This is a genomic window from Streptomyces sp. NPDC018693, assembly GCF_044391385.1.
GTDB lineage: Bacteria > Actinomycetota > Actinomycetes > Streptomycetales > Streptomycetaceae > Streptomyces.
Window position 1 is genome coordinate 353,093 of record NZ_JBIRZZ010000003.1, and the last position, 13,015, is coordinate 366,107.

The window sequence follows — 13,015 nt, forward strand, 5'->3', positions numbered from 1 at the left end:
CCACACACGCAAGCGGCGGGTCACCGGAAGAACCGGTGACCCGCCGTGGAGGAGCCGGGACTCAGCCGTTGTTCGTGCCGTTGCCGGACAGGACCGGGACGTCGTCCAGGATGTGCGAGAGCGGCTCGTCGCCCTTGACCTGGGTGGAGTTCTCGACGCACTGCTGGTTCTGCGGGGCCGACAGAACCGGGATGTCCTCGGCGGCGACCGGAACGACACCGACGACGGAGCCGAGGTTCGCCTTGGCCGGCAGCCCGACGCACGGCTTGTTCAGCGAACCCTGGAGGAGCGCCATCTGGGGGCTCATCTCACCGGACGTGCTGGAGTTCCCGAAGTCCTGCGAGGCGTAGTCGCCACTGGAGGACGTGGTGCCGCCGTCATCGGTCAGTGCCAGGGCCTGAGGGGCAGCCGCGGCAGAGGCGCCGACGACGGAAGCGGCGATGGCCGCGGTTGCCCACAGCTTCTTCATGGTCGTTCCTTTCGAAAGCGGAATACGTGATACGTGAGAGGAGTCGCCTGATCATCAACCGGGTGGACCGGCCCGGCGAGCCACACCGAAAGCACCGCTCGTGAGGCCGAGCGCGCGCCCGGGCTCAGCTGTTGTTCGTGCCGTTGCCGGACAGGACCGGGATGTCGTCCAGGATGTGCGAGAGCGGTTCGTCGCCCTTGACCTGGGTGGAGTTCTCGACGCACTGCTGGTTCTGCGGGGCCGACAGAACCGGGATGTCCTGGGCCGCGACCGGAACGACACCGACGACGGAGCCGAGGTTCGCCTTGGCCGGCAGCCCGACGCACGGCTTGTTCAGCGAACCCTGGATGAGTGCCATCTGAGGGCTCATGCTGCCGCTCGTGGACGAGTTGCCGAACTGCTGGAGGGCACCGGTGCCGCTGGTGGACGTCGTGCCACCGTCGTCGGTGATCGCCAGTGCCTGCGGAGCAGCGGCGGCGGAGGCACCGGCGACGGAGACAGCGACTGCCGCGGCAGCCATTACCTTCTTGATCACTTGCAAGTCCCTTCTGGAAAACTCCGTCCACCGGAGCCCTCTGGTCAACGGCCGCTGCCGCGGATGGTTGCTCCCGTTCACCCCGATGACCTACACCGAGCGGCACCTTCGACGGACGAATACCGAGAGATGCCAAGAACTTTCCGGCGGTGAATGCTTTCTGCGGGGGAATCGTCGTACTGGTCACACCGGCCGGCCCGCCGCGACAGGATCGTGTGACGAGCTCTTCGGGTGAAAAATCGGAGTGAGCCGTGGCGATCCCGGTGTCCGCGAGCGGAAAGGGTGTCAAGTATGCATTCAGCAGCCCCGTGGCCAGAGGATTCCAGACTGCTCGGGCCGCCCCGTCCCTTCCCCGCGTGGGCTGCCCGAGCCTTTCCATGATTCATTCCTCTGTCACTCGAGGCATTCGAGTGAATTTCCGCGGGAATCACGTTCCGCAGTTGCTCCGGACGTCTATTCCTCGTTTACAGCCTGTAGGTCATGGTGCGAGCTGTCCGTGCTGTGCTCGCTCGGCTGTCTGCCGACAAAGGGACATGACCGCAGAGAGAAGGGAAGTTTCATGAAGAAGAGCGCTGCTGTCGTCGCGGGGGCGGTCATGGCCCTGGGGGCGGCTGCTCCGGCCTTCGCCGACGCCGACACCGCCGGCTCCGCCTTGAATTCCCCGGGCACGCTGTCGGGCAACGTCCTCCAGGTTCCGGTCCATGTCCCGGTCAACCTCTGCGGCAACACCGCCGACCTCATCGGCCTGCTGAACCCGTCGTTCGGCAACAACTGCGTCACCGACTGACGTCCCGGCTGCGTCACAGCCGGCCCTGGAAGCCCTCAAAACGGTTCCGGGGCCGGCTTTTCCCACCTCATCCAAAGCAGGAAGACAACGAACGTGCGACAGACCCTGAGTAGGGGAACGGTCGTGGCCGCCGCCGCGACGAGCCTCCTGTCCCTGTGCGGCAGCGCCGCCCTCGCCGACTCCGAAGCGGACGGAGCCGCCAGTGGCTCGCCCGGTGTCCTGTCGGGCAACAACCTTCAGGTGCCGGTGAGTGTCCCGGTGAACGTGTGCGGGAACTCCGCGAACGTGGTGGGCCTCCTCAACCCCGCGTTCGGCAACTCCTGTGCCGATGGCGGTTCGGGTGCCGTCGCGCAGAGCAGCACCCCGAGCCAGTCAGGGGCTGCCGGCTCGACGGACTCGCCCGGTGTCGCGTCGGGCAACAACCTTCAGGTGCCGGTGAGTGTTCCGGTGAACGTGTGCGGGAACTCCGCGGACGTGGTGGGTGCGCACAACCCCACGGTCGGCAACTCCTGTGCCGGCAACGGCACCGAGGACGAGGCGCTGATCAACATCCCGAGCCAGCCCGGCGCCCCCGACGAAGACTCGGCCGCCTCGTCCGGTGACAGTGATGACACGTCGTCGGCGGTGCCTGGTGACGGTGGTGACACGTCGTCGGTGGTGCCCGGCGATGGTGATGACACGACGTCGGTGGTGCCTGGTGACGGTGGTGACACGACGTCGGTGGTGCCCGGTGACGGTGGTGACACGTCGTCGGTGTCGCGAAACGAGCAGGACGCCGAGCAGCCCGTATTTGCCTCGGTGCCGTCTGGCACGTCACCGTCCGGTGAGTCTGTGCGGACGACCGAGCTGGACACGGACGAGGTGGATCCGTACAGCACCGCCGCTGAGCCCGTGAGCGCCTGGAGCCGGCACACCCTGGCCGAGACCGGCAGTGCGAACATGGCCGCGGCCGCGGTCGCCAGTGCCGCGCTGATCGTCGGTGGAACCGCCATCCTGTACCGACGGCGCCCGGCCACGCGGCGTCGCTAGGGCGTCGGTCCGGCACCGCTCCGGAATTCGGCAAACACCTGCGTCAGCGACTGATTCCAGCGCGGTCTCTTCCACCGGCCGCCCTCCCGCCTGGGGAGGGCGGCCGGTGCGCGTGACAGGGCGCTGTGGTGATGACCGCCCTGCCGCTCTGCCCAGGTCCCCCGTTCAGGTGGACACTTCCAAGGAATCGCCTGCTCGGGTGAGAGCGGGACCGGGCGCGTTCCGGAGCGTCGATAAGGTTCCACGGTGACCTCAGCCACACGCCAACCGCGTCCTCCGCACCCCGCTGACCTGGGCACGCTCGTCATGATCGCCTGGAGCGGTGAAACACCGGACGGCGACATGCCCTATCTGCTCGCCTACTCCCTGGGCGACGGCCGAGGCGGCCCGGACGCCTCGGCCGCCGCCATCGAGCAACTGCTGCTCGGCAGCGGACTGCGTATCGGCGACGAGTTCGTCGCAGACACCGCCAGGCCGAGCCTGCCGATCAGTCTGCTCGTCGAGGCCGGCCAGGCCGTCGTCAGCATGCCGAACCTCAGTGCCCAGTGCACGCCGCCGCCTGAGTGGTTCGCGGCCGTCGCTGAACGCGGGAGCGCCCACTTGGTGTTCACCACGCGCCCCTGGCCCGAGGGCCGGCCCGGCAAGCCGGTGGATCCGCAGACGCTGGCCGCCTTCGCCGGCGCCGAGGAGACACTGAAGTCCGCGGCGCACGTCGTCATCGCGGCCCGCAGCCTGCGCAGTTGATCGCAGAAACGGAAGTCGGCGACAGCGACCAGGCATTGTCCAGCCTCGAAGATCCGCTCATCCTCACGCATTCGTAGGACTTTTGGGCGAATTGACAGGGTGACTTGCCACTCGAAACGGCGATGTGATGTCGTGGCTGCCCGGGTCATTCCGGGCAATGTGAATGTGGCATGAATACTGACGCCATGTCATACGATTTCGGATGCGATTCTCTCTCGCCTTCCGGCGCGCCGGTGCCCGGGTTTCGTGTACTCGTCGTGTGCACCGGCAATCTCTACCGCTCCCCGCTCGCCGAGTGCCTGCTCAGGCACCGGCTCCGTGAAGCCCGGCGGGTGATCCGGCTGAGCAGCGCGGGCACCCGCGCACTCCCCGGCAAGCCGATGGCGGCCACGATCGAATCCTTCCTTCTCGGACGCGGCGCGCCTCCCTCCGGCACGGGCTCCCACCGACTGACCAAGGAACTGGTCGACGGATCCGATCTGGTGCTGGGGGCCGCGACCGAGCATCGTGAAGCAGCTGTGCGGCTTTCGCCCGTACGGGCGTTGTCCCGCGCCTTCACCCTCGGTGAGTTCGTCCGGCTGATGCGAACAGAGGATGCCGCAGGCGTGGTCGACCCTGCGGCACGCTTCGCGGCTCTCGTTCAGGGCGCGGCCGCTCGGCGTGGTGCCGCGGGGGTGCGCGCGGATGACGACGTCGAGGACCCTCTGGGTGCGCCTCCGCAACAGGTGCGGGAGTGCCTGGCGCGGATCGAGGAGGCAGTGGAACGGATCGCCGCGGCGGTTCTCATCGGATAGTGCGAGCGGTGCAAAAACGGACCGTTACATCAGCTATTAACGCATCTACGGAGCGGGGTGGCCTCTCAACGCACTGCCGCATGGTCACACAACAACTTTGAATTCCGCCCGATGAATAGAATTTCACCACTTCAGTGCGCCGCTCCGCCTCGAACACCCATGCTTTACACGGATGCCCCGCATCTGGGTCACAACTGAATTCGTTGGGTGGTGTATGTCGACCATGCAGCTCCGCACGGCACCTGCGGACGTTTATGCAGACGGTATGAGGACCCTCGCAGCGCAGATGGGCGAGTGGACGTTCATGCCGGCTCCGGAATCCTTGGCTCCAGGCGCGTTCGCTGTTCTCCAGCGCGGTGGCGAACGCGTAGAGCTGAGGTACTCCGCGGTGCCACTCAAGGACTTCCTGGCAGCAATGAGCCGGATCCAGAGCGAATTCGTCCGTCTGTCGGACGCCGCCGAACTCTCCGCCGCGCACGGGACGCAGGAACGGTGGGCAGGCATCCATGCATGACGGACTGTCTCCCCGGGTCTCGCCCACCGGCCACATGGGCGAGAACCTGTACGACACGTGGGTGAACTCGACCCGTTACGGCTCCCCTGTGGCCGCCGGCGGCGAGTCACTGGGCACGGGAGACCTGCACGTTCCAGAGCACTGGGACCCCGCCGAGGAGCTGGCTCATCTGCTGCGTTCCGAAAGCGCCAAGGAACGCTGGGTCGGGCCGTACCTGGGCGACGGCCCTCTCTTCTCGGTGACCGAGATGGCCCCTGCCGCCGGGGCGGTGACCATGCCCCCGGGTCCCTCGCGGCACCGCCGGGTCCGTAGGCCCGGAAAGCTGGCGTCCTCGATGCGGACCTCCAGCTTCCTCGTCGCCGCCGTGGCCAGCATCGTCGTGGCCATGGTCAGCGTGTTCAGCGGGATCGTCGCGTACGACCCCTTGTGCGACGTGGCGACCGGCAACCTCTCCCGCTCCAGTGTGGACCGCTGGTGGCCGCTGCTGATCTACGGGCCCTGGATGGTCGCGTCCCTGTCGATCCTGCGAGCCGCTCTCCATCGGCGGCGTGCCGCGCACGCATGGTGTTCCGTGCTGTTCTTCTCCGCCGTGGCCGTGGCGCTGTGCGTCGTCGAGGCGCCGAGAACCTTTCCCGCCGCCGCGGCTGCGGCACTCCCGGCGATCGCGGCACTGACCTGTTTCCATCAACTGGTACGCCAGATCACGCTGACCCGGCCGCCCCACAAGGCCATGCCTCGACACCGCGACAGCCCATCCTCGCCGTAGCCGTCCCCAAGGACCACGACCGGACCGTCGAACTGCTGGTGCGGCGATCAGCAGACCGCGGTCCGGTCCGGCGTGCGTCTCGTGGCCGTCGCGTCATGAGGAGGACCGTCGCCACAACAGCCAGTCGCCACAGGGCAAGCAAGGGAAAGCAAGCGAATCCGCGCTGATTCCGCGCCCGCGTCGTGGGGGATTCACCATGACGCCGGCCCGGTGATTCTCGTCCGCCATATGGTGTCTTATCTCCTGACCACGGTTGGCCAGCGCTATTTGGCGTCATCCATGCACATACCGTACTCGCGGGTCGCACCATGCCGTCGGCCTGATTCCAACTGAGGAGCGTGAGAGCGATGACGGCGTCATCGAAATGGCGTACTGCCTTCGCGGCCACGGCAGCCTCTGCTGTCTTGGCCGCAGTACCAATCGTAGGGGCCCAGCCCGCCCACTCCCAGCCCTATCCACCCCCAACCCCGACTCTGACCCTCAGCGCCGAGGTCGTCGACGCGGGAGACGACCTCGGCTTCACCGGAACCGGATTCAACCCAGAAGAGGGGGTGGACGCATTCCTCCTCTCCAAGAAGATCAAGTTGGGCCACTTCACCGCCGACACGAACGGCACGGTCGAGGGGACCGTCACGATCCCCAAGTGGACCCGCCCGGGCAAGCACACGTTCCGTCTCGAGGGAGAGGAATCGAATCTCGTCCTCTCGGCCGAGATCACCGTACGCTCGCACAAGCCTCACCTCGCCCACACCGGTAAGGACGACAACTCGTCCGTCCTCCTGGGCGCCGCGGCCGGCCTGGTCCTGCTCGGCGGCGGGACGATGATGGCCGTCCGGCGACTGAAGCGCGACTGACGTAACTGCGAGGCATGGAGCAGTTCCGGCGGCCGACAACAGGGGAATTCCCGGCGCATGACCTCACGGCATGGTGTCGGGTACCTGCTGTCGGCCGCTGTCTGTGCCAGAGGGGCTCGCCAAGCCGACCACGGGGCCACATGGCTGACAGACCGTCGAAGAATTCCGCATCGCCGAATGCGGGGTCGCTGCTCACCGCTGAAGACCTGCTAGCTCTAGATGACCCAGGAAAACGGGTGTCCGACGCAAGAAGCCTGAATCAGTTCGGTGCCCCAAAAGTCTCCGAGAAAGGTATGGGATGCCCAGAACCATTGGCGTGACCCTCCTCGCGCTCGCGCTCGCGGCCGGTGTGCCAGGCACTGCCGCCGCGTCGCCCTCGGCCGAGTCCTCGTCCGTAGCCACAGTGCATGCCCAGGCCGACGGAATTCCCGGCCGCTACATCGTGATCCTCAAGGAGACCGCCACCAGGGAGGGCGCGGACGAAGATGTGACGAGAGCGGCGGTTGAGCGGGCCTCCGCCCAGGGCGCCGTGGTCCACCACGTCTATCACTATGCCCTCCAGGGATATGCGGCGACGATGAGTCCACGCACCGCGGCCACGCTTGCACAGGATCCCGCGGTTCAGTTGGTGCAGCAGGACCGAGTGGTCCGTGCCACGGCTCAGTCGGTCCCGACCGGCGTGGACCGAGTCGACGCCGACCGCAGCCCGACCGCCGCCATCGACGGCAGGGACACCCGGGTCAACGCGGACGTCGCCGTCCTCGACACCGGGATCGACCCGAGCCACCCCGACCTCAACGTGTACCGGGCCGGGGGGACGAACTGCTGGATGCCCGGCCTGCCGACGTCCGACTGGCATGGCCACGGCACTCATGTGGCGGGCACCATCGGCGCCTTGGACAACAACACCGGGGTCGTCGGAGTGGCACCTGGCGCGCGGCTGTGGCCGGTGCAGGTGCTCAGCCCGTGGGGCACCGGAAGCACCTCGAGTGTCGTGTGCGGCATCGACTACGTCACCCGGAACGCCGACCGGATCGACGTCGCCAACATGAGCCTGGGCGGTGCCGGCACCGACGACGGCAACTGCGGCAGGACCAACCAGGACGCCATGCACCAGGCCATCTGCGCGTCGGTCGCCCGAGGCGTCACCTATGCCGTGGCCGCCGGCAACTCCCACGCCGATGCCCGGAGCACCGTGCCGGCCGCCTACGACGAAGTGATCACCGTCAGTGCCCTGGCGGACTTCGACGGGAAGCCCGGTGGTCTGAGTGGGCCGACGTGCCGCGCCGACCAGGACGACACGTTCGCCGACTTCTCCAATTACGGCGCGGACATCGACCTGATCGCTCCTGGCACCTGCATCCGCTCCACCTACCTCAACGGTGGTTACGCCACCATGTCCGGCACCTCCATGGCCGCTCCGCACGTGGCGGGCGGCGCGGCACTGTACCGGGCCACCCACCCGACGGCGTCGCCCGCAACCGTCAAGGCGGCTCTGCGGGCAGCGGGCAGTCTCAACTGGTCGTGGCCGTCGCAGGACGGAGACGCCGTCAAGGAGCGCCTCCTCAACGTGTCCCCGTTCTGACCCGCCATCATCCACCAGGCTCCTCGGCAGGGCACCGCGGTCCGCACCGCGGTGCCCTGCCGTCACTGGGCCTTCGAGCCGCTCCGGTTCCACGACCGGGCCCAGTAACGGGCGGTGAGCATGACGAACCGCGTATTGCCCACGGCGTAGCGCCGGAACATGCGGCGGGGCTCCTGGAGCAGGCGGTGGAACCACTCCAGTCCGGCCCGGCGCATCCACTTGGGCGCCCGGCTGCGAAGGCCCGCCACCACGTCGAACGCCCCGCCGACACCGACCAGGAGGGCGCAGCCCAGATCCTTCTGGTGACGTGCGAGGAAATACTCCTTGCGCGGACTCGGTACGGCCAGGAACAGGATGTCCGGCCGGACCTCCCGGATGGCCGCGATCACCTGCTGTTCCTGCGCCTCGTCCCAGTAACCGTCCCGGTACCCGACGACCTTGACGCCTTGGTCGGCGGCGACGCGTGCCGTCCTCTCGACCACCGAGGGTTCCGCGCCGAGCAAGTAGACGCGGTATCCGCGGCGCGCTGCGCTGCGCCAGAGTGCCAGCATGAAGTCGATGCCGGCGACCCGCTCGGGCAGCGGCCTGCCGAGCAGACGACCGGCCCATACGACGGCCTGGCCGTCGGCGTTGACGAGTGAGCAGGTGCGGATGATCCGTGCCAGCTCCGGATCGTCGTGTGCCTGGACGATCTTCGCCGCGTTCAGCACGACATGCTGGTGGGGACCGCCGTCCGCGATCAACGCTTCCGCCGCGGCGAGCGACTCGTCGAACGTGAGCGGATGAACGGGCAGTCCGCACACCGTCACCGGCCGGCCCACCCTCGCAGGCCCGGTTGACTCCTCCTCGGACTCCTCCTCGTCCGGAAGTCCGGTCATACGCATGCTCTGCCTCCGTTCCCTCACGGTTTCCGTCGGAAGTCCGTGTTCTGCCAGAACCGCACGAACGACTGCTCCACGCACTTCGGTTCGTACAGAGACCGCAACTCCTCCCATGCCTTCCGCTGACGGCTTCGGATCTCTTCCCGATCGCCTTCGCGCGCCGTAAGGAAAAGGAAGTCAGCCACCGAGTCCACGGTGGCCTCGATCGGCTCCGCACACCCCTGGGCGAAGAGTTCGGCGCAGCCGGGAGACGGTGTCGCCGCCACGACGCAGCCCGCCTGAAGTCCCTCCAGCAGAACGAAGGGGAGCCCTTCGACCCAGCGGGACGGGAGGGCGAAGACATCGACCTGCGCCCAGAAACCGGTGACTTCGGCCGGCTCCAGGACACCGAGGTCCTCGTCGACGCATGCCATGGCGGAGGCCGGCACGTCGAGGCGCATGCCGGCGACCCGGAAATCGATGCCGACGCCTTGGCTCTTCAGCCGCTGCACCGCGTCGCACAGTACGTCGAACCCCTTGGCCCGGCACATCGTGCCGAGCCAGCCGACTCGCAAGGTGCCGGGGGAACCGCACCTGCGCGAGGCGATGGCCGGTGGTGCCGGATTCCGGATCACGGTGACCGACTCCGTACGGCAGCCACTGGCTCGTAGTTCCGCCGCGACTTCGTCGCTCAGCACCATCCACCGGGCTCCGGCCAGTGCGGTCCGCAGCGTGCGACTGGAGGACAGACGGGCCGGCAGCTGAGCGCCGTGCAGATGTACCACGGGGACGCAGCGGAACGCCCTGGCGAGCAGGACGACGAGGAGATCACGCAGGAGCGGCAGGCCCCACTGCGAGATCGGCAGGTATACGGCATCCGGTGGGCGCCTGGCCAACCAGTACACGTACTGCCCGAGAGCCCGTGCCGCAGCACCGGCCTTGGCGGACCAGGATGCCTCGAAGCGCTCCGAACCGGCGCGATCCGCCGACAGCGAGACCACCGCTGAGAGGCGACAGTGGTCCTCCAACAGCGGTGTGAAGAAATCGGCAGCTCTTCCCATTCCGCCGAGCCCCCGGCTGTGCCTCAGGGCGAGGACGGATGGCCGAGGGCGTCTCGAGTCATTTGAAAGCATTCTCCGACCTTCTGTCGCCTCGGTTTCGCAGAGGTGAAACACAAGGAGGACACAGCACCACTTGGAAGGCGAGGAGTCCAGTACCACATCACTGGAGCATCCTTTCGAAGGTATATCGGGCTGCAGATGGGCGACTCGCCGTGCAGTCGACCGAATGACTGTGCGTCAGCGTGATACACAGTCCGCAGATCGGGTCCGTCGGTTGCGCCAACCTCATCGGGAGAATCTTCGTGCTGGAGCCAGATATTCAGAGCTTCTGGACGGCCCATCCGTGCGGCGACAACATCTTCGGGAGACCGGGCGGGGACCAGCGGCAGGACTACGAGGAGTTCTTCTCCCGGTACGACGCCGCCAAATACCGGCTTGAGAAGCACATTCCCGCATGCCTCGCCAAGCTCGACGTCGACGGCCGACGTGTGCTGGAAATCGGACTCGGCCAGGGTTCGGAGGCGGAGCTGTTGATCCGCAGGGGCGCCAGGTGGACAGGGGTTGACCTCACCGAGACCGCGGTCCACCGCACCGGAACCCGGCTCGCCGTGCGCGGACTGCCGTTCGACGACCTGCGTCAGGCCAGCGTCCTGGATCTCCCGTTTCCCGACCGTTCCTTCGACGTCGTCTTCAGCCACGGTGTGTTGCACCATGTGCCCGACATCCACCGGGCGCAGCGGGAGATCCATCGTGTTCTGAAGCCGGACGGAGAACTGGTCGTCATGCTCTACGCTCGTTGGTCCCTGAACTACCTGCTCTCGATCCGCCTGCTCCGCCGTGCGGCACTGCTGGCGGCCTACCCGCTTGTCCGTTCAGGGATCGTGCCACAGCCCGACGGGCTACTGGGCGCACATCTGCAAAACGCCCGACGCTACGGCCTTCTTCCGTACCTGCGTCCCTCCACGTTCCTGCACCACAACACCGACGGCCCGAACAACCCGTACTCACGTGTTTACGACCGGTGGCGCGTACGTGATGATTTCCCGAACTTTTCCGTGAGGCGCATGGAAAAGTGGTTCATGCACGCTCCGCCCCTACCGGTCCATGGACTTCCGGGTGCGAGGGCGCTGGGCTGGCACCTGTGGGCTCATCTGGCTCCCCGCTGTGATCGGACCACGCGGGGAGAATAGATGAACGGCCGAGACGTCACCGCGGGCCACATGGGTGATCCAAGAAAATGAGGCCGGTCCGCATCGAGACAACGACTTCACGCTGCAATCCACAAGAGATGGGGCCCCTGGCATGATGCGTTCAGGCTGGAGCGACTATGGGACACGGTTCGTCGACGACGAGAGCGTGGAGACATACACTCGGCTGTATGACAAAGGAACTTATGACGACTACGTCTGGGCCTTGGAGCGTCCCGTTGTCGTCGATGCACTGAGGCGGGAGCGCGAACGGCGCGGTCGTCTGCGGGTGTTGGACTTCGCCTGTGGGACCGGCCGCATCCTTCAAGCGGTGGACGGCGTGGCGGACGAGCTGACGGGCGTGGACATCTCCGCGGAGATGGCGCGGCGTGCTGCCGCCGCGTGTCCCAGGGCCACTCTCAGAACCGGGTGTGTGCTGACCGAGGATGTGCTGTCGGGCCCGTACGAAGCCGTCACCGTGTTCCGCTTCTTCGTGAACGCGCCCCAGCAAGTGAGACTTCCGATCCTGCGCAAGATCAGACAGCACATGGAGCCGGGCGCCCTCCTGGTCTTCAACAACCATGGCCACAGTCCCAGTCTGCGTTCACTCGCCGTCCGGGTGCCGCGGCCTCGCCCCAGTCACCCCAACGAACTGCGGCACCGGGACATCGTCGGTCTCCTGGACGCTTCGGGTTTCAGGATCGAGCGCCGCTGTGGCTTTTCCATGTTTCCCGCCGTGGTCCACCGCAACGTGCCGGCATCGGTTCTGCGACGAGCCGACGCCGTCGCCGCCTCGCCCGGTCTCAGAGCGCTTGCGGGGAGGCTGATGATCGAGCAGTTGTACGTGGCCAGGGCTGTGGGACAACCCCGGTGAGCATGACGCCCGAGTGGCGGCTCGGCCTGTTCCGCGGCGGTCCCCTGGGACGACGTGTCGGGCTGAGAACCACGGGCGGACGGGACGCCGCGGCGGCGGCGCGCATCATCGACCGGCCGTCACGGCGCATCGGCCGCTGTGCCGCACTGCTCGACCAGATCGCCGTACGCATGAGAGTCGGTCCGAGAGTCGCCGACCCGCTGGCTGACGTGGAGCCGTTCCTGCATCGGTTCCTGCGCGACGCGGACGGCGCCGCATTCGTGAACTCGTCCATGCCCGGAAGATGCGTCATCGCTCTCTCCACCGCCGGAAAACCGAGTTACGTGCTGAAGATCGGAAACACCGACGACCATCAGCTCCGCAACGAAGGGGAGTTCCTCACGAAGGTCTCCGGGATGAGGCTGCCGTTCAAGGTCCCAGAGCTGGTGTACGCGGACTCACAGGGTGAGCACTGCGTGGTAGTGACTCGGGCGTGGATGCAGGCACGCCGCGCGGGTCCGCTGTCCCGGAGCGAGTTGCTGGGCATCACCGAGGTCCTCGGAGCGGCAGGCACAGGTGTCCGCCCTCTGGTACACGGTGATCTGGCACCGTGGAACGTACTCCGGACGCCCGGGGGGATCGGTGTCATCGACTGGGAGACGGCCACGTTCGCGGACCAACCCCTGCGGGATCTGGTCCATTATCTCGTGCAGGCGGGCGCGATCATGCGCTGGACCGACGTCTCCACAGTCGTCAGGGAACTGACGCATCCCCGGGGAATGGTCGGAGAACTCGCCGGCCGTCTGGGCGTCCCGCGGTCGCGGGTGCCGGAGGCATTGCATACGTACTTCGCCACCTCACCGCCGGTGCACGTCAGACGTGTACGCCGGTTTCGGGAGAGCGTCGCAGCCGCGGTCGGCGTGGACGCCCTGTGGCAACCCTGATCCAGCACGTCTGCGCGGCACGTCAGTCCGGAA

15 protein-coding genes are annotated in these 13,015 nt (G+C 67.1%); 11 read left to right on the forward strand and 4 right to left on the reverse strand.

Going from position 1 to position 13,015, the window contains the following annotated elements:
• Positions 1–61: 61 nt before the first annotated feature.
• Positions 62–469, reverse strand: coding sequence for a rodlin (locus ACH5AC_RS09970; RefSeq protein WP_398861233.1), 408 nt, complete (start codon positions 467–469; stop codon positions 62–64).
• A gap of 124 nt (positions 470–593) precedes the next feature.
• Complete coding sequence (locus ACH5AC_RS09975) at positions 594–1,004, reverse strand: rodlin (protein WP_398861234.1); 411 nt, start codon at positions 1,002–1,004, stop codon at positions 594–596.
• 559 nt (positions 1,005–1,563) lie between these two features.
• Between ACH5AC_RS09975 and ACH5AC_RS09980 the strand changes: the two genes are divergently transcribed.
• The 8 genes from ACH5AC_RS09980 to ACH5AC_RS10015 all read left to right on the forward strand — a co-directional run bounded on the left by ACH5AC_RS09980 (position 1,564) and on the right by ACH5AC_RS10015 (position 8,077).
• The gene (locus ACH5AC_RS09980) at positions 1,564–1,791 is read left to right on the forward strand and encodes a chaplin (RefSeq protein ID WP_398861235.1); all 228 of its coding nucleotides are present in this window, start codon (positions 1,564–1,566) and stop codon (positions 1,789–1,791) included.
• A 93-nt stretch (positions 1,792–1,884) separates the two neighbouring features.
• The gene (locus tag ACH5AC_RS09985) at positions 1,885–2,820 is read left to right on the forward strand and encodes a chaplin (RefSeq protein ID WP_398861236.1); all 936 of its coding nucleotides are present in this window, start codon (positions 1,885–1,887) and stop codon (positions 2,818–2,820) included.
• Between the two features lie 246 nt (positions 2,821–3,066).
• Positions 3,067–3,564 (forward strand): DUF5949 family protein, encoded by a 498-nt coding sequence (locus ACH5AC_RS09990; RefSeq protein WP_398861237.1) that lies wholly within the window; start codon positions 3,067–3,069, stop codon positions 3,562–3,564.
• A 185-nt stretch (positions 3,565–3,749) separates the two neighbouring features.
• Positions 3,750–4,358 carry a low molecular weight phosphatase family protein gene (locus tag ACH5AC_RS09995; protein ID WP_398861238.1) on the forward strand — a complete coding sequence of 203 codons (609 nt, stop codon included), beginning with the start codon at positions 3,750–3,752 and terminating at the stop codon, positions 4,356–4,358.
• A gap of 388 nt (positions 4,359–4,746) precedes the next feature.
• Complete coding sequence (locus ACH5AC_RS10000; RefSeq protein ID WP_398861239.1) at positions 4,747–4,872, forward strand: hypothetical protein; 126 nt, start codon at positions 4,747–4,749, stop codon at positions 4,870–4,872.
• Positions 4,865–5,638: a hypothetical protein gene (locus ACH5AC_RS10005; protein ID WP_398861240.1), complete on the forward strand. Its 774-nt coding sequence runs from the start codon at positions 4,865–4,867 to the stop codon at positions 5,636–5,638. Before ACH5AC_RS10000 ends, ACH5AC_RS10005 begins: the two co-directional genes overlap by 8 nt.
• Before the next feature lie 404 nt (positions 5,639–6,042).
• The gene (locus ACH5AC_RS10010) at positions 6,043–6,492 is read left to right on the forward strand and encodes an LPXTG cell wall anchor domain-containing protein (protein ID WP_398861241.1); all 450 of its coding nucleotides are present in this window, start codon (positions 6,043–6,045) and stop codon (positions 6,490–6,492) included.
• A gap of 298 nt (positions 6,493–6,790) precedes the next feature.
• Positions 6,791–8,077, forward strand: a complete 1,287-nt coding sequence (locus ACH5AC_RS10015) for a S8 family peptidase (protein WP_398861242.1) — start codon at positions 6,791–6,793, stop codon at positions 8,075–8,077.
• A gap of 62 nt (positions 8,078–8,139) precedes the next feature.
• Here ACH5AC_RS10015 and ACH5AC_RS10020 read toward each other — a convergent pair whose 3' ends face one another.
• Both ACH5AC_RS10020 and ACH5AC_RS10025 read right to left on the reverse strand, forming a co-directional pair.
• Entirely contained in the window at positions 8,140–8,955 is an 816-nt protein-coding gene (locus ACH5AC_RS10020; RefSeq protein WP_398861243.1) for a WecB/TagA/CpsF family glycosyltransferase, read from the reverse strand.
• 23 nt (positions 8,956–8,978) lie between these two features.
• On the reverse strand, positions 8,979–9,938 hold the full coding sequence (locus tag ACH5AC_RS10025; RefSeq protein ID WP_398861244.1) for a glycosyltransferase family 4 protein: 960 nt from the start codon (positions 9,936–9,938) through the stop codon (positions 8,979–8,981).
• A 362-nt stretch (positions 9,939–10,300) separates the two neighbouring features.
• Here ACH5AC_RS10025 and ACH5AC_RS10030 point away from each other — a divergent pair, with 362 nt between their 5' ends.
• From ACH5AC_RS10030 to ACH5AC_RS10040, 3 genes are all read left to right on the forward strand, one after another.
• Positions 10,301–11,188 carry a class I SAM-dependent methyltransferase gene (locus ACH5AC_RS10030; RefSeq protein WP_398861245.1) on the forward strand — a complete coding sequence of 296 codons (888 nt, stop codon included), beginning with the start codon at positions 10,301–10,303 and terminating at the stop codon, positions 11,186–11,188.
• Between the two features lie 112 nt (positions 11,189–11,300).
• Positions 11,301–12,059, forward strand: a complete 759-nt coding sequence (locus ACH5AC_RS10035; protein ID WP_398861246.1) for a methyltransferase domain-containing protein — start codon at positions 11,301–11,303, stop codon at positions 12,057–12,059.
• A 2-nt stretch (positions 12,060–12,061) separates the two neighbouring features.
• Positions 12,062–12,982, forward strand: coding sequence for a phosphotransferase (locus ACH5AC_RS10040; protein WP_398861630.1), 921 nt, complete (start codon positions 12,062–12,064; stop codon positions 12,980–12,982).
• Positions 12,983–13,015 lie beyond the last annotated feature (33 nt).

Coding starts and splice junctions, on each gene's coding strand:
- ACH5AC_RS09970 (WP_398861233.1), bottom strand. CDS start 469: ATGAAGAAGCTGTGGGCAACCGCGGCCATCGCCGCTTCCGTCGTCGGC.
- ACH5AC_RS09980 (WP_398861235.1), top strand. CDS start 1,564: ATGAAGAAGAGCGCTGCTGTCGTCGCGGGGGCGGTCATGGCCCTGGGG.
- ACH5AC_RS09995 (WP_398861238.1), top strand. CDS start 3,750: ATGTCATACGATTTCGGATGCGATTCTCTCTCGCCTTCCGGCGCGCCG.
- ACH5AC_RS10005 (WP_398861240.1), top strand. CDS start 4,865: ATGCATGACGGACTGTCTCCCCGGGTCTCGCCCACCGGCCACATGGGC.
- ACH5AC_RS10015 (WP_398861242.1), top strand. CDS start 6,791: ATGCCCAGAACCATTGGCGTGACCCTCCTCGCGCTCGCGCTCGCGGCC.
- ACH5AC_RS10020 (WP_398861243.1), bottom strand. CDS start 8,955: ATGACCGGACTTCCGGACGAGGAGGAGTCCGAGGAGGAGTCAACCGGG.
- ACH5AC_RS10035 (WP_398861246.1), top strand. CDS start 11,301: ATGATGCGTTCAGGCTGGAGCGACTATGGGACACGGTTCGTCGACGAC.
- ACH5AC_RS10040 (WP_398861630.1), top strand. CDS start 12,062: ATGACGCCCGAGTGGCGGCTCGGCCTGTTCCGCGGCGGTCCCCTGGGA.